Genomic DNA, 22,457 nt, shown 5'->3' with positions numbered 1-22,457 from the left:
CATTCGCCGGCCACTTGCTTGCGCCCGGCCGCCGCCGCCAGCCAGTAACTAGCAGCCAGTCAACCTGCAACCCCGCCGGGCAGCTTACACTCCCAGAAATTCTTTGATCTTGCCAGCCAACACTTCGTTGATGCGCCGGTACGATTGGAACGTCCAGCCCCCCACGTGCGGCGACAACAGCACGTTTGGCGCGCTGGTCAGAAAGTTGAAACGGGCTTGCTGCTCGGGGGTGAGCGTGCCCAATTTCTCGTTTTCCAGCACATCCAGCGCCGCACCGCGTACTTGGCCGCTTTGCAGGCTTTGCACCAGTGCCGCGTGGTCGAGCACTTCGCCGCGGGCCGTGTTCAGCAACCAAATCGGAGCTTGAAAACCTTGCAGCAACTCTTGGTTTACAACATGATGATTGGCCGCTGAGTACGGAATGTGCACACTCAACACGTCGGCGCGCGCCTGTAGCTCCGCCAAACTCACCAGCGTGGCGTACTCGTCGGCCGGCACAGCCGGGTCGTGGTCGTGAGCCAGCACCGTGCAGCCGAATGCCGACAGGCGGCGCGCAAACGCCCGGCCCATGTGCCCGTAGCCCAGCAGCCCGATGGTTTTGCCCCCTATCTCCTCACCCCGGTTGGCTTCCCGGCGCCACTGGCCGGTGCGCACTTCCTGGTCGGCGCGCACAATGTTGCGGAACAAGGCCAGCAGCAGCCCCACGGCGTACTCCCCCACCGCGTCGCGGTTGCCTTCGGGCGCGTTCAGCAGGGTCACGCCAGCAGCAGCCATTGCCGCTTCGTCGATGTTATCGACGCCGGCGCCGGCCCGCGCTACGTAGCGCAGGTGCGGGGCTTGGGATAGTAGCTCGGAGGTCACGCGCAGTTTCGAGCGCACCATCAGGCCATCATACGGCTGCGCAGCCAGCGCGGCAGGCACTTCGGCAGCTGTTAGCTCAGGGCGGTAGTGCAGCGTTACGCCCAGCGGCGCCAGATACTCCGGCAGGCTGGGGTGCATTTCGTCTATGACGAGGCAGAGGGAGGTATTCAATTAAAAATTGAGAATTAAAAATTAAAAGAGCTGAGAAGTTTCTAGTGTTTACTCTTGCGTGCTACCTGCTTCATCATCAGGCCACCTTGTGCTCCTGAACGTGCTGGGTCAGCTTTACAAATTCGGCTACGCCTAACTGCTCGGCGCGCTTATCGAAAACGGGGTCAGTGGTGGCTTCCGGGGGCATACCAAACGGTTTGAGGGCGTTGCGCAGGGTTTTGCGGCGCGTGGAAAACGCCTGCTTCACCACCTTGAAGAACAACACTTCGTCACAGTCCAGCTTTTCGGTGGTGTTGCGCGTGAGGCGGATAACGGCCGACTGCACCTTGGGCGGCGGATTGAACACGTGCGGCGGCACCATGAACAAGTAGTCGATGGTGTAATACGCCTGTAGCAGCACGCTCAGAATACCGTAGGTTTTCGAGCCCGGCCCCTCGGCCAGTCGGTCGGCCACTTCCTTCTGAATCATGCCCACCACCTCGCGCACCTGCTGCCGATGGGCCAGCACCTGAAAGTAAATCTGGCTGCTGATGTTGTAGGGAAAGTTACCGATGATGCTGATGGGCTGGTTGTTATAGAGCTTACCCAAGTCCATCTTCAGGAAATCCTGCCCGTAAATCCGCTCGGTGAGGTCCGGAAAATGCTGTTGCAGATACGCCACCGAGTCCCGGTCGATTTCCACTACTGAGGTGCGGTAGTTGGGGGTTGCAAGCAGCGTACCGGTCAGCACGCCCATGCCGGGGCCAATTTCCAGCACTTCCGTTACGCCATCGGGTAGCCGGAGCGCCTCCACTATTTTGCGGGCAATATTGGAGTCGGCCAGAAAGTGCTGGCCCAGGTGTTTCTTGGCTTTAACGGAATCCATTATTCAGAAGTGAGATACAAGTCAGTAGAAGGGAGAACCGCAAACTTTCACTTCCTCGCTGAACAACCCAGGTGGAGGTATTGCTTGGTGAAAGTCTCGGTTCCGGGTTCGAGGTACCAATCAGAAAAAAATCAGCAGACAACCAAAAGAACAGAAGTCTAACTTCTCACTTCTATTATCTCACTTCTCTAAAAGGCCTACCTTCACGCCCAAAGGTACGCCTGTGCCGCCGAAACCAACAGCCACGGGCTCCACTCTGCATTTCACTGCCTTTCTATTGCCTGCTATGTCTCTCGCTCTCACCTACGCCGCCGACTTTCCGGCCATTGCCGACACCGTGTTTATTCTGCCGGCCGGCACCACCGACTTGCCCGTAACCGCCGCCGCCGACTTGTCTGAAGCCGCCCGCACCTACGTGGCCGAGCAGCTCGCCGCCGATGCCAAACTGATTCGCATCAACCAGTATTCGCACCGTCATTACTACGTGGTAGCGCCTGCGGTGGAGGGCAAAACCACCGCGCACCTCGCCGCTGAATCCTTGCGCAAAAGCGGCTTCCAGCTGCACGCCCACCTCAAGTCCGACAAGGTACAGACCCTCTACATCAACGACCTGACCGACACCGATTCGGGCGCGCTGCCCCTGGCCGAAGGTGTGGCTCTAACGGCGTATCAGTTTGAAGGCTACAAAACCGACGACAAAGCGAAGAAGGCGCCCGTGCTGGAAAAGCTGGTGCTGGTTAGTGCCGGTATCACCGCCGAGCAGGTGCAGGAGTTAGCAGGCGTACTGGAAGGCGTTTTTCTGGCCCGCAACCTCGTCAATGCGCCGCTCAACAAGCTCAATGCCATACAGTTCGCCGAGCAGATGGCCGAAGCAGGTGAAAAAGTGGGTTTTCACACCGAAATTCTGGATTTGGTACGCATTGAGGCTCTTCGGATGGGCGGTCTGCTGGCCGTCAACCAGGGCAGCCCCGAGCCGCCCACGTTCACCATCATGGAGTACAAGCCCGAGGGCGCCACCAATGCCAAGCCCTACGTGCTGGTGGGCAAGGGCGTGGTGTTCGATACCGGCGGCCTCAGCCTCAAGCCCACGCCCAATAGCATGGACATGATGAAGTGCGACATGGCGGGCGGCGCGGCCGTTACCGGCGTGCTCTACGCCCTGGCCAAAAACCGGGTGCCGCTACACGTTATCGGCCTGGTACCCGCCACCGACAACCGCCCCGGCGGCGTGGCCTTCGTGCCCGGCGACGTGATAACCATGTACAGCGGCCTGACTGTGGAGGTGATGAACACCGATGCCGAAGGCCGTTTGCTGCTCGCCGATGCGCTGGCCTTCGCCAAGAAATACAATCCCGAGTTGGTGCTTGATTTCGCCACACTGACGGGTGCCGCCGCCCGCGCCGTGGGCAAGGAAGGCATTGTGTGCATGGGCACCGCCGATAATGAGCAGATGCTGGCACTGAAGCAGGCCGGCCACCGCACCCACGAGCGGCTGGTAGAGTTTCCGCTCTGGGACGAGTACGCCGACCACATCAAATCCGATATTGCCGACATCAACAACATCGGCAAAGGCGAAGCCGGCGCTATTTCGGCGGGTAAGTTCCTGGAGCGTTTCACCGAAGGCTACCCCTGGGTGCACTTCGACATTGCCGGCCCCGCCTTCCTCACCGCCCCCGATTCTTACCGCGGCAAAGGCGGCACCGGCACCGCCGTCCGCCTCACTTACGATTTTTTAGTGCGTCGAGCTTAGTGCTTGGTGCTTAGAATTCTACGCAAAAACTGTTCGATTATCAAACACCTTTAGATGGAGGGCAGGTCTTATACTGATTTATTGATTTGGCAGCGGAGTCGTCAATTAGCCAATGCTGTCTATCAATCCACACAAGATTTCCCACAGAAGGAGGTATTTGGTTTAACAAGTCAGATTCGACGGAGTGCTGTTTCTATTCCGTCCAATATTGCGGAGGGGTGCGGACGCCAACACGCCAAGGATGCTATCAGCTTCTTTTACATTGCCCGAGGTTCATTGTACGAGTTGGAAACTCAGCTTTACCTTAGTTTCGACCAAAGATTCTTGTCTGAGGAAACTCTCAATACCCTTCTTCAACAAATCACTGATTGTAAGAAGCTACTTCACGGCTTCATCAATCATTACAAATCAAAGCTTGGTGCTTCTTAGTGCTTAGTGCCTGGTGCTTAGGTCGTTCTAACTTATTGGACGAGAATAACCTAAGCACTAAGCACCAAGCACCAAGCACTAAGCACTAAGCACTAAGCACTAAACAACATGCTCCCACGCATTGGCATATCCGTCGGCGACCTGGCCGGCATCGGACCGGAAATCATCTATAAAACTTTCCTCGACGCGCGGCTGCTCAAGTTCTGCACGCCCGTCGTCTATGGCACCGCCACTGTCTTGTTCGACGATTTTCCGGTAGCGCAGGGTGCCGAGCCCCTCACGTTCCGGCAGGTGCGCGAAGCCGCCGACATTGCCCCCGGCAAGCACAATGCCGTGACGTGCTGGGAAGACGATTTTACCCTCACGCCCGGCCAGCCGAGCACTGCCAGCGGCACCGCGGCCCGCCAAAGCCTGCTGGCCGCCTCCCGCGACCTGAAAGCCGGCTTGCTCGATGCGTTAGTTACGGCGCCCATCAGCAAGGAAAACACCCAGGCCGACGACTTCCGCTACCCCGGCCACACCGAGTTTCTGACCAACTTCTTTGGGGCGTCAGAAAGCCTGATGCTGCTTGCCAGCGAAGAGTTGCGGGTAGCCACGGCCACAGGCCACATTCCGCTGAAAGACGTATCCAGCCGCGTTACCAAAGAACTGTTGCTCAATAAGCTACGTATCTTGCTGAAGTCGTTGAAAAAGGATTTCGGCATCGAAAAGCCGCGGGTAGCCGTGCTAGGCATGAACCCACACGCCGGGGAAAATGGGCTGCTGGGCACCGAAGAGCAGGACGTGGTAATACCCGTAGTGCAGCAGTTACTCCAGGAAGGCCATCTGGTATTCGGCCCCTACCCCGCCGACGGTTACTTTGGCACCCGCCAGTACCGCCAGTTTGATGCCACCCTCTCGCTTTACCACGACCAGGGCCTGATTCCGTTCAAAAGCATTGCCTTCGAGCGAGGCGTCAACTTCACGGCGGGCCTGTCCGTTATTCGTACCTCCCCGGACCACGGCACGGCGTACGGCATAGCCGGCCAGTACAAAGCCGATGAAACCTCGTTCCGCGAAGCTCTTTACTTAGCTTGTGAACTGGTACGGCAGCGGGCCGCCGAAGCCGCCATCAAGCCCCTGATTCCGGGAGTTGCTCCGCGCGGCGGACGCCACGAATAGATTTCCAACTACCCCATCAATGAAAAGGCCACTGTATTAGGTACAGTGGCCTTTTCATTGATGAGTAGGCTTGTGCGGAAAAACGCTCTAAATCGAAACAATCTTTTCAAAAACGAAATATTATTTGTGATTTCAGAACTATGCTGGTAGCTTTGCAACCGCTAAGCTCCAATCGGCTTGCTTTTCTGCTGTTATGCTGCTTCAAACTCCCGCTGATTACCGCACCGCTTTGCGCCGCATGGACGCATTAGCTGCCGCTGGTTTCGAAGGAAATGCCGCGCTGGAAGCAGAGTTTCGGGAGTTGATTGTGGCGCTTGACACGTACGAGGACAAGCTAGGTTTGCTGCCCATTCCCAATCTACCTACCTCCTTGGCGGATATGATTGAACTGAAGCGGCAGCAGATGCGCTTGAAACAGAAGGATTTGGCACAACTACTGGAGGTTCCGGCCGGGCGCCTTTCCCAAATTCTCAGTGGTAAGCGCCGCGTAACGCTCGACCTGGCAAAAAGGCTGTATGAGCGACTGGGAATTCCGCCCGAGTTCATTCTCAAAAACGCCTGACCCAGCCGCCTACCTCAGATGCCACTTTCATAAAGCGGCGAAATCTTGCTACTTTTGCCCCCTGCTATAAATTAAGTTGTGAAGAAGAACGTAGAATACGACTTGGCAATTGCCAAACTAGCCGATAAAACGCATCATTTTGCGTACGAGCTAGACCGTGCGTTTTTCGAGCAGTTCGATCAACAGCTCATTCCCGACGGCAAGTTGCACGCCGACGTCGAGCTGATTAAAACGGACCGCCTGCTTACGCTGAACTTCGACATCAAAGGCACCGTGCGCCTCATCTGCGACCGGAGCCTCGATGAATACGACCAGGATATCAACGTACACGAACAGCTGCTGGTGCGCTACGGCGACCGGGAACTGGAACTGGACGACAACGTGCTGCAAATCACGCCCGATACCCAAACGCTGCCCCTGGCGCAACACCTGTTCGACTACATTGGACTAGCGCTGCCCATGAAGAAGTTGCACCCCCGTTTCCAGAACGAGCCCGACGAAAACCCGGAATCGGAAACCAAGCTCATCTTCACCACCCGCCAGCCCGGCGACGATGACGACGATGACGAAGGCACCGACCCCCGCTGGAACGCGCTACGCAATTTAAACTAAGCGCCTGAGTCGCTTTTCACTCAATCTTCATACTTTACTTTCAACATTTCCTGACTCATGGCACATCCTAAGAGACGCCAGTCCTCGACCCGCCGCGACAAGCGTCGCACCCACGACAAATTGACTCCAAAAGCGGTTACGCTTTGCCAGAACACCGGCGAGCTGCACCTTCGTCATAAAGCTTACGTAGTAGATGGCGACCTGTATCTGCACGGTAAAGTAGCCATCAAAGGCTATGCACCAGTAGCTGCTCCCGCCGCTGCCGCCGATACCGACGAAGAATAGTAGCCTAGCTGCTTTTTCCCTTACTTCTCTTCCAGCTGCGTTCCTGATACTTGGGAGGTAGCCGGAAGATGAAGCGAGGTTCCTCTCCCAGACTCCTCCTTGACACCTCGTACATGAAGATAGCCCTGGACGCTATGGGGGGCGATTTTGCGCCCCAGGCCGCCGTCGATGGTGCGGTACTGGCCGCGCAAGAACTGGCCGGCAAGGCGCAAATTGTGCTTATTGGTCAGGAATCCGCCGTACGCCCGCTCCTAGAGCAGCACGGCGATGCGGCCGCTACGCTGGAACTGGTACCTGCCTCCCAAATCATTGAGATGGGTGAGCATCCAGCCAAGGCGTATCAGCAAAAGCAGGATTCCAGTATTGCCGTTGGCTACCGCATGCTGCATGCTGGCGAGGTCGAAGCGTTTTGTTCGGCTGGCAACACGGGCGCTATGCTTGTGGGTGCAATGTTTAGCGTGAAGCCGGTGCCGGGTGTATTGCGGCCGGCTATTGCCAACTTTGTACCCAAGCTGCACGGTGGCATGGGCATCTTGTTGGATGTGGGCGCCAACGCCGAGTGCAAACCCGAAATGCTGGAGCAATTCGGTGAGTTGGGTTCTTTGTACGCTCAGTATGTGCTAGGCATCAGCAACCCCAAGGTGGGTTTGATGAACCTGGGCGAAGAGGAAGGCAAAGGCACTACTCTCACCCAAGCTGTTCACCAGTTGCTGAAGGTTAACCCGCACGTCAACTTCATCGGCAACATTGAAGGCCGTGACCTGTTCAATGAAAAAGCCGACGTTATTGTGTGCGACGGGTACACTGGCAACGTGATGTTGAAGATGGCTGAATCCGTGTATGATATCATGGCGGAAAAACAAATTCGGGACCCATTCTTCGACAAATTCAACTATGAGGCCGTGGGTGGTTCGCCTATTCTAGGCATCAACGACAACGCCATCATCGGGCATGGAGTAAGCACGCCAGTTGCCATCTGCAACATGTTGCTGCAAGGCTACCAAATGGCCCAATCTGGTATTTCCGACCAGATAAAAAACACCTTCAAGTCTTAGCGACTAAGTCCGGCCCCGGCCGGATTTTTTCTTGCCGCGTTTTCCGTTTTTCTTCAATGAAAATTACCGCTGCTATTACCGGAGTGGGCTCCTATGTGCCCGACTACGTGCTCACCAATCAGGAACTCGAAAAAATGGTGGACACCACCGACGAGTGGATTACGACACGAACGGGTATCAAGGAACGCCGCATTCTGAAAGGCGAAAACCAGGGCACTTCGGTAATGGGGGTGCAGGCGGTGCAGCAACTACTAGCCAAAACCGGTACGCGGGCCGAAGATATTGACCTGCTGATCTGCTCGACTACCACCCCCGACTTGGTGTTCCCGGCTACGGCCAATATTATTTCGGCGGCGGTAGGTGCCACGCAAGCGTTCAGCTTCGATATGCAAGCCGCCTGCTCGGGTTTTCTGTTCGCCTTAGCCACGGGTGCCCAGTACATCCAAACCGGCACGTACAAAAAAGTAGTAGTAGTAGGAGCCGATAAAATGTCGGCCATTATCGACTATACTGACCGCGCCAACTGCATCATTTTTGGTGATGGCGCGGGGGCGGTCCTGCTGGAACCCAGCACCGAAGGCTACGGCCTGCTCGACCAAGTGCTGCGGTCTGATGGCACTGGGGAGCAATACCTCTACCAGAAAGCCGGTGGCAGCCGCCGCCCGCCGTCTGCCGAAACAGTGGCCAACCGGGAGCATTATGTGTACCAGGAAGGCGCCACCGTGTTCAAGTTTGCCGTGACCAACATGGCCAACGTAGCGGCGCAGGTGATGGAACGCAACCACCTCACCAACGACGACGTGGCGTGGCTGGTACCACACCAAGCCAACAAACGCATTATTGATGCCACTGCCAACCGCATGGGTGTAGGGCCAGAAAAGGTAATGCTCAACATTCACCGCTATGGTAACACCACCAACGCTACCATTCCCCTTTGCCTCGCCGATTATGAGGCGCAGCTGCGTAAGGGCGACAATCTGGTGCTGGCGGCTTTCGGGGGCGGATTCACCTGGGGTTCCATCTACCTGAAATGGGCCTACGACCCGAAATCAGACCCGGCCACCGTCTGAACCTGACGGTGCGGATGCGGAAAACTTCTATACTTGCACTCCCAACGTGCCGCCCCGCCACATTCACGGGACGGCACTCCCTTTTTTAATTAAAAATTAAGAATTAAAAATTGGCTTCATGTGCTGCGTAAGCGGATTTCAGCCAATCAACAATTCTTAATTTTTAATTCTTAATTCTTAATTCAACTCATGGCTACCACCGCAGATTTCCGCAACGGCCTCGTGCTGAACTACAACGGCGAGTTGCACGTCATCACCGAGTTTCAGCACGTGAAACCGGGTAAAGGTCCTGCTTTCGTTCGGACCAAGCTCCGCAACATCAAAACCGGCAAAGTGCTCGACAACACTTTCAATGCCGGGGTGAAAGTGGAAACTGCCCGCGTAGAACAGCGCCCGCACCAGTACTTATTTAAGGATGATTACGGCTTCACTTTTATGGATAATGCTACTTTCGAGCAAGTGGTACTGCCAGAAGCCATGGTACCTTTTGCCGACCTCATGAAGGAAGGCCAGGAAGCTACCATCCTGTTCCATGCCGAAACCGAGCAGCCACTCACCGCTGAACTGCCAACTACCGTGGAGCTGATGGTGACCTACACCGAGCCCGGCCTGAAAGGCGACACGGCTACCAACACGCTCAAGCCAGCCATCGTTGAGACCGGGGCGCGGATTCAGGTGCCGCTGTTCATCGACACTGATACTAAAATTCGCGTCAAGACCAGCGACTATTCCTATGTCGAAAGAGTCAAGTAAGCATCCCAGCAAGCCCACCGCCGCCATGAAAGCCAAGGAACTCCAGGAACTAATCGACTTCATTGCGAAGTCAGGCCTCAACAAAGTCAACATCGAAACCGAGGAGTTTAAAATCTCCGTGCAGCGTGAGCCCAGCTACAAGCCGGCCGTCACGCTGTCGGCCGCTCCCGCCGCTTCATCGGCCCCCGCTCCGGCCGCAGCACCAGCACCAACGGCTCCGGCCGCTGCCCCAGTGGCCCCAGCTGCCGCTCCCGCCGCTGCCCCCGCCGCTGACAACTATGTGCCGCTGAAGTCGCCGATGATTGGCACGTTCTACCGTAGCAGCAGCCCCGAAACGCCCGCTTTCGTGCAGGTAGGCGACCTGGTGGAAAAAGGCCAGGTGATTTGTATCATCGAAGCCATGAAGCTGTTCAACGAAATCGAGGCCGAGCAGTCGGGCCGGATTGTGAAATCCATGGTGGAGAATGCCTCGCCAGTGGAGTACGACCAGCCGCTGTTCCTGATTGAGCCCATGTAGGTCAATTAAAAATTAGGAATTAAAGATTAAAAATGGGCCGTTCCTTATCGGTACACATAGCCCGTTTCCGGTTTTTAATTCTTCATTTTTAATTTTTAATTGAAAAGCTGTGTTCAAGAAAATACTGATTGCCAACCGGGGAGAAATTGCGCTGCGCATCATCCGGACCTGCAAGGAAATGGGCATCAAAACGGTGGCCGTGTACTCGACTGCCGATAAGGAGAGCCTGCACGTACGCTTCGCCGACGAAGCCGTGTGCATCGGGCCGCCCCCATCGTCGCAATCCTACCTCAGCATCCCCACGCTGATTGCGGCCGCCGAAATAACCAATGCCGACGCTATTCATCCGGGCTACGGGTTTCTGAGCGAAAACGCGGAATTTTCGCGGGTGTGCCAGGAAAACGGCATCAAGTTCATCGGGGCCTCGCCCGAGATGATCAACCAGATGGGCGACAAAGCTTCGGCCAAAGCCACCATGATTAAAGCCGGCGTACCCTGTATTCCCGGCTCGGTTGGCTTGCTCGATTCGGTGGAGCAGGGCAAGAAAGTAGCCGCCAAAATCAAGTATCCAGTTATTCTGAAGGCTACGGCTGGTGGCGGTGGCCGCGGCATGCGCATCATCCCTACCGAAGAAGACTTCGAGAAAGCCTGGAACGACGCCCGCACCGAAGCCAAAGCCGCTTTTGGCAATGACGGCGTGTACCTGGAGAAGTTTGTGGAGGAGCCGCGCCACATCGAAATTCAGGTGTGCGGCGACCAGTTCGGGCGGGTGTGCCACCTCTCGGAGCGGGACTGCTCGATTCAGCGCCGCCACCAGAAGCTGGTGGAGGAAGCTCCCTCGCCGTTTATGACCGACGAGCTGCGGGAGCGGATGGGCAAAGCGGCTGTAGCCGGGGCTTCGGCTATCGGCTACGAGGGCGTGGGTACCATCGAGTTTCTGGTGGACAAAAACCGCGACTTCTACTTCATGGAGATGAACACCCGCATTCAGGTGGAGCACCCCGTGACCGAGGAAATCGTGAACTACGACCTCATCAAGGAGCAGATTAAGGTAGCGGCGGGCATCCCGATTTCCGGCGACAACTACTACCCCAAGATGCACGCCATGGAGTGCCGCATCAATGCCGAAGACCCCACCAAGGACTTCCGCCCCTCGCCCGGCAAAATCACCACGCTGCACATCCCCGGCGGCCACGGCGTGCGGGTAGATACGCACGTGTACGCCGGCTACACCATCCCGTCGAACTACGACTCGATGATTGCCAAGCTCATCACCGTGGCCCAAACCCGGCAGGAATGCATCGTAAAGATGAAGCGCGCCCTGAGCGAGTTCGTGGTGGAAGGCGTGAAAACCACCATCCCGTTCCACTTGGCGCTGATGGACAACAAGAACTTTCAGGAAGGTGACTTCACTACCAAGTTCCTGGAAACGTCGTTCGACTTCTCGGAACTGTAGGAACATTATATAAGTATAAAAGCAAAACGCCCCGCACAATTTCAGCGGGGCGTTTTGCTTTTATACTTATCTATATCACACGTTTAACAGATTGCCTACTCCGTCGAAGTGTAGAACTGGCAGCTCGTAAGGATGGAGAATCTTCACAACTCCTTTGTTCCCATCTTCGCTATCAAATTCAACCTGAGAGTCGTCGGCTAAGAAGCTAATACCATCAATAAAAACTATATCATAAAAAGGATCTAAAGGCTGTTTTGGATGTGTGAATGGCACCAGCGTGCGCAAGTGAAATTTTGCTGATAGAGTTTTGGCAATAAGTTGCTCCCGCTCATCAGCATGAGCAGATTGATTCATAAAAAACCAGATTTTCAGGTTGAACTCAGTCGAATCATTGGAAACTGATGTAGCAAAAAACACATGCTTCGGATTACTTGAATCAAACCCTTCTGGCTCGGCGTCTCCATCAAATAAATTCCATTGGAAAGGAGACAAACTTGAAAAGAGTCCAGTAATTGTTTCCTTTATTTCTTCAGCAGTCACTACTCCGTCTACATAAACCGCCTCCATATCTTTCATTTAGGGTTTAATTCAATCTTAAGAATATATACTCACTTAACCTCATCCCACCCGCTTCCTTCCTGCTCATCTGGCTCCCATGAAAATTCTGTTAGTTGAAGACCATCCGGAGTTAGCCAAGAGCATTGCCAGTTACCTCACGCAGGAGCATTATATCTGCGAGGTAGCGGCCACGTTTGATGAGGCGCGGGAAAAGCTGATTCTGTTCACCTATGATGTGGTGCTGCTGGACATTATGCTGCCCGATGGTAACGGCATCAACTTGTTGAAGCTGCTGCGTAAGGATGGCGTGGAAAGCAGCGTGATTATCATTTCGGCCCAGAATGCGCTGGATTTCAAGCTAACCGGCCTCAGCGAAGGTGCCGACGACTACATCACCAAGCCGTTTCCGCTGCCCGAGCTGCACGCCCGCATCAAGGCCATTATGCGCCGGCGGAGCCCCCACAAAAACAACGTGCTGACGTTTCAGGACCTCACGGCCGATTTAGAATCGATGGAGTGCCGGGTGAAGGGTAAGCTGCTGAACCTTACCCGCAAGGAAACCAACTTGCTGCTCTACTTCATCAACAACAAGGGCCGCATGCTCACGCGTCAGGCCATTGCCGCCCACCTCTGGGGCGACTACACCGACAACCTCGACAGCGTGGATTTTGTGTATCAGCACGTGAAAAACCTGCGCAAGAAAATCACCGATGCCGGCGGCAAAGACTACATCAGCACCGTGTACGGCCTGGGCTACAAGCTAAACGCCGGCGACTAGTGAAACTCAATTACCGCTACACCATCGCCTACGCGGTTATCAGCTTTTGCGTGCTGTTGATTGGCTTTGCCATTGTGTACGCGGCCTTGTCCAGGAGCGTCACGCAGGCCACTATCGGCAAGCTGAAGCACCTGAACGAGGTGGTAGCCGCGCAGCTCCGCAGTGGCCGCAACTACTCGCAGCATCCGGCGCGGGCGCACGTGCTGGTGCGCCGGGCCGCACCTACCGATACGGCCCGGCACGCGCAACTGGTACAGGTGCGCGACGAGTGGGACGCCAGCCTGCAATCCACGGTGAGCGTGGTGCGCCTGACGACGTATCCGGTGGTGCGGGGGCAGCGGTTCTGGATTACCAGTAAAGCCGTGGTAGTAGAGCCCAGCGACGTGTATCTGACGGGTTTAATGCTGGTATTTGCCTGGACGTTTGTGTTTTTGCTGGCGCTGGTGGTTATCCTGAGTGAGGTAATTTCCTGGCGCATTCTCAAGCCGTTCAACGCTATTCTGCGTGGCATTCAGCGGTTCCAGCTCGGCCAGCCTACCACCTTGGAATTGCAGCCCAGCCGCACCGCCGAGTTCAACGTCCTCAGCGACTTTCTGGTGACCATGACAACGCGCGCCCAGAGTGACTATCAGGGCTTGAAAGAGTTTTCGGAAAACGCTTCGCACGAGTTACAAACGCCCATTGCCAGCATCAAGGCCAAGATTGAGCTGCTTATGGACTCTGAGTTGTCGGAAAAGCAGCTGCTCATGCTCACGGCCATGCACGACGAGCTGGAGCGGCTAACCAAAATCAACCAGTCCCTGACGCTGCTGGCGAAGCTAGAGAATTTTGAATCGCAGCCGGCTACGCTCACCGATATGAGCGACTTGGTGCAAGCCACCGAAGCCGCCTTTGCCGACTTGGCGGAAATGAAAGGCTTGCGCACCACGCTGCAACTGGTGCCTGAAGTACGTGTGCCGCTGGATGTGGCCCTGGCTCAACTGCTACTCAACAACCTGTTCAGCAACGCCATCCGGCACAACGTACCAGGCGGCGAGATTCACGCGTTGCTCTCCCCCACCGAATTTACGTTGCGCAATACCGGCCATGCCCCGTCGGTACCAGTGGGTGAGCTGTTCGGGCGCTTCAAGAAGGGAAATGCCGCGCTGGATTCCATCGGCATTGGGCTGGCAATTGTGAAGCGGATTGGCGAGCTATACGGGCATCAGGTAGACTACTCCTACGCGGAGGGCTGGCACACCATCCGGGTGGTATTTGCGGCGCCGGCCGTGTAATACCAAAGCCGGACGTAGCCAACTATTTCGTGGCTAAAGGCAAAACTTCATGCCCACGTTAATTTTTCTTTGAAATTCCTTCAAAATCGGGTTATTCATTTGTAGAGCACCACCGAGTAAGTAACTACTCACTTGTAGCATCCGCAGAAACCTCCTGTTTTCTTAATCAATGGCTTCAATCGTTTCCACAGCGCCCACTGCCTCCTCCGCCTCGCCGGAGCAGGTGGGCGGCGTGGAAAAGGTTTCTCGGCGGCGGCTCAAAGCCATCTTCAGTGGCTTGGTAGGCAACTTAGTGGAGTGGTACGACTGGTACGTTTTCTCGGCGTTTTCTTTGTACTTCTCGGCCTCGTTCTTCCCCTCTGATGATACCACGGCGCAGCTGCTGCAAACGGCCGGCATCTTCGCGCTGGGTTTTCTGATGCGCCCCATTGGCGGCTGGATGTTCGGCCGCATTGCCGATAAGGTGGGCCGCAAGCAGTCCATGACCTTGTCTGTGCTGCTGATGTCGTTGGGCTCGTTGCTGATTGCTCTCACCCCCACTTATCAGACCGTGGGCATTGTGGCCCCGGTGATGCTACTCACCGCCCGGCTGTTGCAAGGCCTGAGCGTGGGCGGCGAATACGGCGTATCGACCACTTACTTAAGTGAAATGGCCACCACCGGGCGGCGCGGCTTCTATTCCAGCCTGATGTACCTGACCTTGATTGGGGGGCAACTACTGGCCCTGGGCATTCTGCTAGCATTGCAGCACCTGCTCACGGCTGCCGAATTGCTGGAATGGGGCTGGCGTCTGCCCTTCGTGATAGGGGCAGCCTTATCGGTGGTGGCGCTGCTGCTGCGCGCCAACCTTACTGAAACCGATGCCTTTGATGCCCAGCGCGACAACGAAGAGGGCCGCGGCAGCTTGCGTTTGCTGCTCCAGCATCCGCAGGCGGTGGCCATCGTGGTGGGCCTGACAATGGGCGGGACGCTGGCCTTTTACACGTTTACCACATACATGCTGAAGTTTTTGGTAAACACGGCGCACCTGCCCCGCGAGCAGGCCACCTTGGCCAGTTTTGCGTCGTTGGTTGCTTTTGCCGTGATGCAACCCGTGTTTGGCAGCCTGGCCGACCGTTTTGGGCGACGGCCGATGCTGCTGGCGTTTGGGGTGCTGGGTACCTTGGGCACCGTGCCGCTGCTGCTGGCTTTAAGCCATGCCCGCAGCGTGGGCAGCAGCATACTGCTGCTACTGCCGGCGCTGGCCATTGTGAGTTGCTACAGCGGCATCAATGCGGTGGTAAAAGCCGGCTTGTTTCCCACCCAGATTCGGGCGCTGGGCATTGGGCTGCCGCATGCGCTGACGGTGGCCGTTTTCGGGGGCACTGCCGAATATATTGCCCTCTGGTGCAAGGATATCGGCCACGAGTCCTACTTCTACTGGTACGTGGCGGGGTGCATTTTTGTGAGCCTGCTGGTGGTGATGCGCCTGTTTCACGTCCGGCAGCACTCGTACCTGTAGGATTTTCTCCGCTGCTTTTCGCCTGCTTCCTGCCCAACCGGTACCCGCCTGCTCGTGCGGTTGGCTTGACCGTTGCTTCTTTTCTACGTCAACTCCCACTTCCCACCTGCCATGTCCTCAACACTATACCCTCCCTCCGCTCCCAAAACCACTGGGTCGCGGCTGCGCTCCATCATCAGCGGTTCCATTGGCAACTTGGTGGAGTGGTACGATTGGTACGTGTACTCAGCTTTTGCTTTGTACTTCGCCCCGGTATTTTTTCCCACCACCGACCCTACGGCCCAGCTGCTGAGCTCGGCGGCCATTTTCGCGGTGGGTTTTCTGATGCGGCCGCTGGGTGGGTGGCTGATGGGCCTGTACGCCGACCGGGCCGGGCGCAAGGCGGCGCTACTGGCTTCGGTGCTGCTTATGTGTGGAGGCTCCTTGCTAATTGCCATTACGCCCGGCTACGACCGTATTGGGGTGCTGGCCCCGGCGCTGCTGGTGGTGGCGCGCTTGCTACAAGGGCTGAGCGTGGGCGGTGAGTACGGCACTTCGGCCACCTACTTAAGCGAAATGGCCGATGCACGGCACCGGGGCTTCTATTCCAGCTTTCAGTACGTAACGCTGCTAGCCGGGCAGCTGCTGGCGCTGCTGGTGCAGCTTGGCCTGCAGCAGTTTCTCACGCCAGCCGAAATGCAGAGCTGGGGCTGGCGCGTGCCGTTTGTCATTGGGGCGGTGGCTGCGGTAGTGGCCCTGTACTTGCGCCGGCAGATGGAAGAAACGCAAGAATTCGTGAAACACGCCAACGCCGCTGATGCCCCTCAGGAAAGCCGACTCCGGACGCTGCTGCGCCACCCGCGCGAAGTACTAACCGTGGTGGGCATGACCCTAGGCGGCACCCTGGCTTTCTACACATTTACCACCTATGCCCAGAAGTTTCTGGTGAATACGGCGCACTTCAGCCGCGAGCAGTCCACGCTTGTTTCGTTTGGGGCGCTTGCCGTAGCCTTGGTACTACAGCCCCTGATGGGTGCCCTGTCTGACCGGGTAGGGCGGCGGCCGGTGCTGCTTTTCTTTGGCGTGGGGGCCACCCTAGGCACCGTACCGCTGCTCACGGCCCTAAGTCACACCAGTAGCACCTGGGCAGCTTTTGGGCTGCTGGTATTAGCAATGGTGGTGCTGAGTGGCTATACCTCCATCAACGCGGTGGTGAAGGCGGAACTGTTTCCCACCCACATCCGCGCCCTGGGAGTGGGCCTGCCCTACGCCCTCACGCTGGCTATCTTCGGCGGCTCGGCCGAATATGTGGCCCTACAAGTCAAAAGCTTGGGAATGGAATCGGCCTACTACTGGTATGTGACGCTGTGCGCGGCCATTTCTCTGCTGGTATATTGGCGCATGGCCGACACGAAGCACACCTCCCGTATCGGCAAAGACTAGCGCCACCCGCTTTTTTCTGGCCCTGCTTTCCCAACCCTTTTCCAGCCGTGGCTTCACCTTTCGCCGACTAGCGCAGTAGCGCCTACCTACCTTGTTTCCACCATTTCATCTGTAGTTTCCCATGAAAAAAGCGTTTTCCAACCTGACAGTACAGGTTCTGACGGCCATTGCCCTGGGCGTGGCGGTTGGTGCGCTGTTTCCGGCCTTCGGGGCGGCGCTCAAGCCCATTGCCGATACGTTTATCAGCCTCATCAAAATGCTGATTACGCCCATCATCTTCCTGACCGTGGTGCTGGGCATTGCCGGCATGGGCAGCATGAAGAAAGTGGGCCGGGTGGGCGGCAAAGCCCTGCTGTATTTTGAAGTGGTAACCACGCTGGCCCTGGCAATTGGCATCATCGTGGCCAACCTGACCCAGCCCGGTGCCGGCGTGCAGGACACCGCCCAAGCCGTTATGCAGGACTCCAAGAAGGCCGAGGAAGCCGCTAAGTTCACGTCGCAGGCCGGCGAAATGAACTGGGTGGAATTCTTCACCCACATCGTGCCCGACAACGTGGTGGGTGCGTTTGCCAAAGGCGACATCCTGCAAGTACTGTTGTTCTCGGTACTGTTCGGGCTGGCCCTCAATCGTATGGGCGAAACGGCTCAGCCACTCGTAAAGACGTTCGACCGGTTGTCGCACGCCATGTTTGGGGTGCTGGCTATGGTGATGAAGCTGGCGCCGCTGGGCGCGTTTGGGGGCATGGCTTTCACTATTGGCAAGTACGGCATTGCCACGCTACTGCCGCTGGGCAAGCTGATGCTGGTGGTGTATGCCACCATGTTCCTGTTCGTTTTCGTGATTCTGAACCTGATTCTGCGCTACTACAAGCTGCGCCTGGGTCCGTACCTGCGCTTTATCAAAGAGGAAATTTTGCTGGTACTGGGCACATCCTCGTCGGAATCGGCATTGCCGCGCATGATCGACAAGATGGAGCGCTACGGCTGCTCCCGCTCGGTGGCGGGCCTCGTGATTCCGACGGGCTACTCGTTCAACCTGGATGGTACGAGCATCTACCTGTCCATTGCGGTTATTTTCCTGGCCCAGGCCTTCAACATTCCGCTTTCCCTCACCCAGCAGCTCAGCCTCATTGCCATTCTTATTGTGACCAGCAAAGGTGCCGCCGGTGTTACGGGGTCGGGCTTTATCGTGCTGGCTTCTACGCTGGCCGCCACCAATGTTATTCCGGTGGAAAGCGTGGCTTTGCTACTCGGCGTCGACCGGTTTATGAGTGAGGCGCGGGCCATTACTAACGTCATCGGCAACGGTGTAGCCACGCTGGTAATAGCCAAAAGTGAAGGCGAATTCGACGAAAACCGCCATCAGTTGGCTTTAGCTGGCAAATCGGTACCCGAAGAACTGGCGCCCGAGCCCGTGTCAATGTTGCCGCGCGTAGAAGCGCCCGACCACTCCCGCCAGGAAGTGCAAATGGTGGCCGTTGAGCCTTAACGCGCCTATTCGGCCAAGCCCTGTCATTCCGACGCGGGAGGAATCTGAATAAAATCTTTTGATTTCACCCAGATTCCTCCCGCGTTGGAATGGCGAAGAGTATGCGGTACGTACTCCTGCCGCCCACTTATTTTCTGCTGCATCCCCTATTGCTTTCCGGCTCCGCCGGGATTATGGGCGCAGCCTTGCCCTCTGCCAAAACTCCCACTTCCTCGCTCCTTTCCTGATGACTAACTTGTTACGCAGCCTACTGGCGTCAAGTACGCTGCTAGCCGTTGCCACTGCCCAAGCCCAGGTGGTAGTACCGCCCACCACCGGCCGGGCCCCCGATCCGGCTCCTACCAGCCTGCCCCAGGCCAAACCAGCCCCTACCAAATCCACGCCCTACGCGGGCGGCATGAAAATCAATATTTCGCCCGACGGCTCGAAGTACGTGCGCATCATGACCGCCCATCAGCTGTGGGTACGCTACAATGAGAACAACACCGGCACCGTGTCGGCCACCGAGGAAGCCACTCCCGACCAGGTTGATTTTGGCTTGCGCCGTTCCCGGGTGCTGCTGGTTTCGCAGCTCAACCCGCGCTTTCTGGTGATTACGCAGTTGGGCATCAACGGGCAAAGCACCATTTCGGGTGGCGCGCCCGGCGAGCCTACTGGTCCCGGCAAAAAACCTCAGTTCTACCTCCACGACGCGCTGGTGGAGTATAAGGTGAACAAGTACATGAGTGCCGGCGGCGGCCTGCACTATTACAACGGCATCTCGCGCCAAACCAGCTTTGCGGCCTGCTCGCTGATAACGCTGGACGTGCCCGGCACCCAGTCGCCGGTTATCGATGCCATCGACCAAACCGGCCGGGGCCTGGGCGTTTACACCAGGGGCCGGGTTGGTAGCTTTGATTACCGCTTGGCGGTGAACGACGCGTTTCGCAACAACGTAACCAGCTCGCCAGCCACGCTGGCTACCAACGTGGCTCAGTTCAACCCGCGCAGCCGCGGCAAGGTGCTGCACGGCTACTTCGATTGGGAGTTTCTGGATAAAGAGCTAAACCTCGTGCCTTTTGCAGTGGGCAACTACCTGGGGGCGCGGCGAGTGTTCAACCTCGGCACCGGCTTCCTGTACTACGCCAACGGCATGTATTCCCGTTCCCAGGCGGCTCCCACGCCCCTGCCCACCACCACGGCGGGCGCCTGGGACATTCCGTATACCAAGCACGATTTGAGCGTGTTATCGGCCGACTTGTTTTTCGATACGCCCGTGGATACCACCTCCCGCAACCAAACCGCCTTTACGGTGTATGCCGCCGCCTACAAGTACAACATGGGCCCGAACTTTGTGCGCTACGGCGGCACCCTGAACCCCGGCTCCGGCTCGGCGGCCTTGCGCGGCAACGCCGTGCCCGTGGTGGGCACCGGCACCGCCCAAACGGTGCAAAGTGGGTTTCTGCTACCGCGCCACCTGCTTGGCCCCAAGGTGCGCTTGCAGCCGTACGTGTCGTACATCCACGGCCGCTACGAGGGGCTCCGCCGCGAAACCGGTGACATTCAGGATGTGCATATCATGGACGGCGGGGTGAACGTGCTGCTCGACGGCCACCAGGCCAAAGTGACCCTCAACTACCGCGCCCGCCCCGATTTCAACGACGTAAACAACGTCAACTACCGCCCCGAAGTCACGATGCAGCTGCAAGTGATTCTGTAAAGCAAAATCGGGCCGCCAGTAGTGGCGGCCCGACTCCGTTTCCCATCCCCGAAGCTCAGCGGCCAGCAGAGTTGTTGTGCGCGCTGGGCTTCTTTGGGTAGTGGGTAATGGATAGTAGGTAAAGGCTAAATACCGTATAGTCGGCATTTCAACTGGCAGCATCCTACTTCCTGATACCTACTACTCACTACCTATTTAGCTGGAGGGATTCTCGATTTCCCGCACCAGCTCGCCGTACCAGTCCTCACCGTATTTGCGGATAAGCGGGTCTTTCAGGAATTGATAGATCCGCACGCCCAGGTTGGCACCGTGGGCGCAGGCGGGGTTGCAGATACCCCACCGGTCGTAGTTCAGCGCTTCGAAGCCCTCGTATTTGGTGATGCGAATCGGGTACAGATGGCAGCTAATCGGCTTTTTGAAGCTGGTAGCACCCGCCAGATAGGCTTGTTCAATGCCGCACTTCAGGATGCCCCGCTCGTCGTAGAGGGCGTAGGCGCACTCTCGGTCGTTGATGGTGGTGGTGCTGTAGTCGCCTTCCCAGTCCTTGATGTAGAGGCCCTGCTGCTCGATGGCCTGCTGACCGATTTCGGTGAGGAAAGGCTTGATATTTTGGTACTCGGCTTCCAGGATTTTCAGCTCTGCTTCTTCCAGCGGCGCGCCCAGGTCGCCTTCCACGCAGCAGGCTCCTTTGCAGGCTTCGAGGTTGCAAACGAAGAAGTTGTCTTTTATATCGTCGGAAATGACGGTGTCTTGGATGATAATCATGTAGTGTTTCCCGCTGAGGTCCGCAGAGGTTCGCGCAGAGGTTCGCGGAGGTCGTTGTTCTACGAACCTCTGCGCCCACCTCTGCGGACCTCTGCGAGAAAAGTTAACTGCAAAGATACCCTCAACCCAGCTGAAACAGCACACGTTCCGTCAGTTCACACTGCCGGTGGTGCGAGTACGTGGCCAACGCCTCGGCCTGCGCCTGCTGGCCCAACTGCTGCGCCAGTGCTGGCTGTTGCATCAAACGGCCAATTGCCGCCTCAAACGCTGCGGCATCGTGCAACGGAAACAACAGCCCAGTGCGGCCGTCGTCTACAATTTCCAGGGTGCCGCCGGTGGCGGTGGCTACCACCGGCAAACCTGCAGCCATGGCCTCAATCGTGACCATGCCGTAGGTTTCGTTGGTGGAACCCGTCACGGAAATAGCAAGGGCGCGGTAGGCTATTTCGGGTTGGGGCGTAAACTCCCGGACGTGCACCACTTCCTGCAAACCCAACTCCCGCACCCGGCGCAGCACCGCCTCCCGGTAGGCGTTGCCCTCGTTGCGCGTCGATTCGCCGACCAGCAGCAGGTGCAGATTTGGGTACTGCCGACGCAATACGGCCAGTTCTTCCACCAGAAAATCCTGGCCTTTACCATCATCAAAGCGGCCGATAAGTCCCAGCAGCACGGCGTTAGGAGGCAGAGCTAACCCAAGCTTTTGCCGGGCAACGGCGCGGGTGAGGGCAGGGTCGGCAAACTTCTCCAGCTCGATGCCTAACGGTACAATGTGCAGCTTGTGGGGTGCCAAACGGGTTTTTTCGAGTACCTGCCGCCCCAGCCCCGGCAGCGGCGAGAGCCACGCATCCAGCGCCTGATAGCGCAACGTGTGCACCAAGCCGCGCTTGGCCAACCCGAGCTGCATGTGCTGCTGGTACACCAGTTTCAGAGTTGGCAGCCGCAGCTTTTTGCAAAGCACCGCCAAGCCTAAGTCGCCGTTGCGGGTAACGATGAGGGCCTGAGTGTTGAAAGCGCGCAAGGCACTGGCTAACCGGCCGGCGGCGGGAACGTCCAGGGCTTTCCAAGGGTTAGTGAGTGAAACAACCGGCAGCCCTAGCGCCATAGCCTGGGCAGCAATGGGCGAGTCGGGCAGCGTGACTATCTGAACCGGCCAGCCTCGGCGGTGCATCCAGCTGGCAAAGCGCACGGTGTTCAGCTCCAGCCCGCCCCAGCTGGCCGACAAACACAGGAGCGACAAGGGAAACGTAGTGTTGGTGGTAGTGGCAACAGGATTCACGACGCGAAGATACGGCTGGGTGCTTGCTGGTTATCTGCTGTTGGCTTCATGCAACCGGATTTGAGTGTGCATACCGGAATTTGCACTTCCGCACCCGGCTGCAAAGCCGTACCTTTGCTAATAAGCCAAAACGCTTAGCTTTTCTGAA

Annotated in this window: 22 protein-coding genes; 17 read left to right on the top strand and 5 right to left on the bottom strand. The window is 57.1% G+C overall.

Annotated features, from left to right (window positions below; translation table 11 throughout):
* Positions 1 to 84: 84 nt before the first annotated feature.
* Positions 85 to 1,032: an NAD(P)-dependent oxidoreductase gene (locus J0X19_RS23770; protein ID WP_242583346.1), complete on the bottom strand. Its 948-nt coding sequence runs from the start codon at positions 1,030 to 1,032 to the stop codon at positions 85 to 87.
* Between the two features lie 76 nt (positions 1,033 to 1,108).
* Positions 1,109 to 1,897 (bottom strand): 16S rRNA (adenine(1518)-N(6)/adenine(1519)-N(6))-dimethyltransferase RsmA, encoded by a 789-nt coding sequence (gene rsmA, locus J0X19_RS23765; protein ID WP_206986912.1) that lies wholly within the window; start codon positions 1,895 to 1,897, stop codon positions 1,109 to 1,111.
* Between the two features lie 286 nt (positions 1,898 to 2,183).
* On the opposite strand from rsmA, the gene J0X19_RS23760 reads away from it, so the two are divergent.
* The 11 genes from J0X19_RS23760 (at position 2,184) to accC (ending at position 11,547) form a co-directional block, all read left to right on the top strand.
* Complete coding sequence (locus J0X19_RS23760; RefSeq protein WP_206986911.1) at positions 2,184 to 3,647, top strand: leucyl aminopeptidase family protein; 1,464 nt, start codon at positions 2,184 to 2,186, stop codon at positions 3,645 to 3,647.
* Between the two features lie 54 nt (positions 3,648 to 3,701).
* A complete protein-coding gene (locus J0X19_RS23755) occupies positions 3,702 to 4,076 on the top strand; it encodes a four helix bundle protein (RefSeq protein WP_206986910.1) in 375 nt (124 codons plus the stop codon).
* A gap of 108 nt (positions 4,077 to 4,184) precedes the next feature.
* Positions 4,185 to 5,237 carry a 4-hydroxythreonine-4-phosphate dehydrogenase PdxA gene (gene pdxA / locus J0X19_RS23750; protein WP_206986909.1) on the top strand — a complete coding sequence of 351 codons (1,053 nt, stop codon included), beginning with the start codon at positions 4,185 to 4,187 and terminating at the stop codon, positions 5,235 to 5,237.
* 193 nt (positions 5,238 to 5,430) lie between these two features.
* On the top strand, positions 5,431 to 5,799 hold the full coding sequence (locus J0X19_RS23745) for a helix-turn-helix domain-containing protein (protein WP_022822854.1): 369 nt from the start codon (positions 5,431 to 5,433) through the stop codon (positions 5,797 to 5,799).
* A 78-nt stretch (positions 5,800 to 5,877) separates the two neighbouring features.
* Positions 5,878 to 6,411, top strand: a complete 534-nt coding sequence (locus tag J0X19_RS23740) for a YceD family protein (RefSeq protein WP_206986908.1) — start codon at positions 5,878 to 5,880, stop codon at positions 6,409 to 6,411.
* Between the two features lie 57 nt (positions 6,412 to 6,468).
* Positions 6,469 to 6,696, top strand: a complete 228-nt coding sequence (gene rpmF, locus J0X19_RS23735; protein ID WP_022822852.1) for a 50S ribosomal protein L32 — start codon at positions 6,469 to 6,471, stop codon at positions 6,694 to 6,696.
* 113 nt (positions 6,697 to 6,809) lie between these two features.
* Entirely contained in the window at positions 6,810 to 7,751 is a 942-nt protein-coding gene (gene plsX / locus J0X19_RS23730) for a phosphate acyltransferase PlsX (protein ID WP_206986907.1), read from the top strand.
* Between the two features lie 56 nt (positions 7,752 to 7,807).
* Positions 7,808 to 8,821, top strand: a complete 1,014-nt coding sequence (locus J0X19_RS23725; protein ID WP_206986906.1) for a beta-ketoacyl-ACP synthase III — start codon at positions 7,808 to 7,810, stop codon at positions 8,819 to 8,821.
* Between the two features lie 189 nt (positions 8,822 to 9,010).
* A complete protein-coding gene (gene efp, locus J0X19_RS23720) occupies positions 9,011 to 9,574 on the top strand; it encodes an elongation factor P (protein WP_206986905.1) in 564 nt (187 codons plus the stop codon).
* Positions 9,575 to 9,599: 25 nt separating this feature from the next.
* On the top strand, positions 9,600 to 10,091 hold the full coding sequence (gene accB, locus J0X19_RS23715) for an acetyl-CoA carboxylase biotin carboxyl carrier protein (RefSeq protein ID WP_206986922.1): 492 nt from the start codon (positions 9,600 to 9,602) through the stop codon (positions 10,089 to 10,091).
* A gap of 109 nt (positions 10,092 to 10,200) precedes the next feature.
* Positions 10,201 to 11,547 carry an acetyl-CoA carboxylase biotin carboxylase subunit gene (gene accC / locus J0X19_RS23710; RefSeq protein WP_206986904.1) on the top strand — a complete coding sequence of 449 codons (1,347 nt, stop codon included), beginning with the start codon at positions 10,201 to 10,203 and terminating at the stop codon, positions 11,545 to 11,547.
* A gap of 75 nt (positions 11,548 to 11,622) precedes the next feature.
* On the opposite strand, the gene J0X19_RS23705 is transcribed toward accC, so the two are convergent.
* Complete coding sequence (locus tag J0X19_RS23705) at positions 11,623 to 12,123, bottom strand: hypothetical protein (protein ID WP_206986903.1); 501 nt, start codon at positions 12,121 to 12,123, stop codon at positions 11,623 to 11,625.
* Between the two features lie 79 nt (positions 12,124 to 12,202).
* Between J0X19_RS23705 and J0X19_RS23700 the strand changes: the two genes are divergently transcribed.
* The 6 genes from J0X19_RS23700 (at position 12,203) to J0X19_RS23675 (ending at position 20,268) form a co-directional block, all read left to right on the top strand.
* Positions 12,203 to 12,883, top strand: a complete 681-nt coding sequence (locus tag J0X19_RS23700; protein ID WP_206986902.1) for a response regulator transcription factor — start codon at positions 12,203 to 12,205, stop codon at positions 12,881 to 12,883.
* A complete protein-coding gene (locus tag J0X19_RS25190; protein ID WP_206986901.1) occupies positions 12,883 to 14,157 on the top strand; it encodes a sensor histidine kinase in 1,275 nt (424 codons plus the stop codon). The genes J0X19_RS23700 and J0X19_RS25190 overlap by 1 nt, the downstream gene beginning before the upstream one ends.
* Positions 14,158 to 14,326: 169 nt before the next feature.
* Positions 14,327 to 15,658: an MFS transporter gene (locus tag J0X19_RS23690; RefSeq protein WP_206986900.1), complete on the top strand. Its 1,332-nt coding sequence runs from the start codon at positions 14,327 to 14,329 to the stop codon at positions 15,656 to 15,658.
* A 111-nt stretch (positions 15,659 to 15,769) separates the two neighbouring features.
* Positions 15,770 to 17,080 carry an MFS transporter gene (locus J0X19_RS23685; RefSeq protein ID WP_206986899.1) on the top strand — a complete coding sequence of 437 codons (1,311 nt, stop codon included), beginning with the start codon at positions 15,770 to 15,772 and terminating at the stop codon, positions 17,078 to 17,080.
* A 121-nt stretch (positions 17,081 to 17,201) separates the two neighbouring features.
* The gene (locus J0X19_RS23680; RefSeq protein WP_206986898.1) at positions 17,202 to 18,569 is read left to right on the top strand and encodes a dicarboxylate/amino acid:cation symporter; all 1,368 of its coding nucleotides are present in this window, start codon (positions 17,202 to 17,204) and stop codon (positions 18,567 to 18,569) included.
* A gap of 226 nt (positions 18,570 to 18,795) precedes the next feature.
* Positions 18,796 to 20,268, top strand: coding sequence for a hypothetical protein (locus tag J0X19_RS23675; protein WP_242583343.1), 1,473 nt, complete (start codon positions 18,796 to 18,798; stop codon positions 20,266 to 20,268).
* 195 nt (positions 20,269 to 20,463) lie between these two features.
* On the opposite strand, the gene J0X19_RS23670 is transcribed toward J0X19_RS23675, so the two are convergent.
* Entirely contained in the window at positions 20,464 to 21,033 is a 570-nt protein-coding gene (locus J0X19_RS23670) for a DUF3109 family protein (RefSeq protein ID WP_206986897.1), read from the bottom strand.
* Positions 21,034 to 21,154: 121 nt separating this feature from the next.
* Entirely contained in the window at positions 21,155 to 22,309 is a 1,155-nt protein-coding gene (locus tag J0X19_RS23665; protein ID WP_206986896.1) for a glycosyltransferase family 4 protein, read from the bottom strand.
* Positions 22,310 to 22,457: the final 148 nt, after the last annotated feature.

Source organism: Hymenobacter telluris (genome assembly GCF_017313265.1).
Classification (GTDB): Bacteria; Bacteroidota; Bacteroidia; order Cytophagales; family Hymenobacteraceae; genus Hymenobacter; species Hymenobacter telluris.
This window is presented reverse-complemented; position numbering and strand designations above follow the sequence as displayed.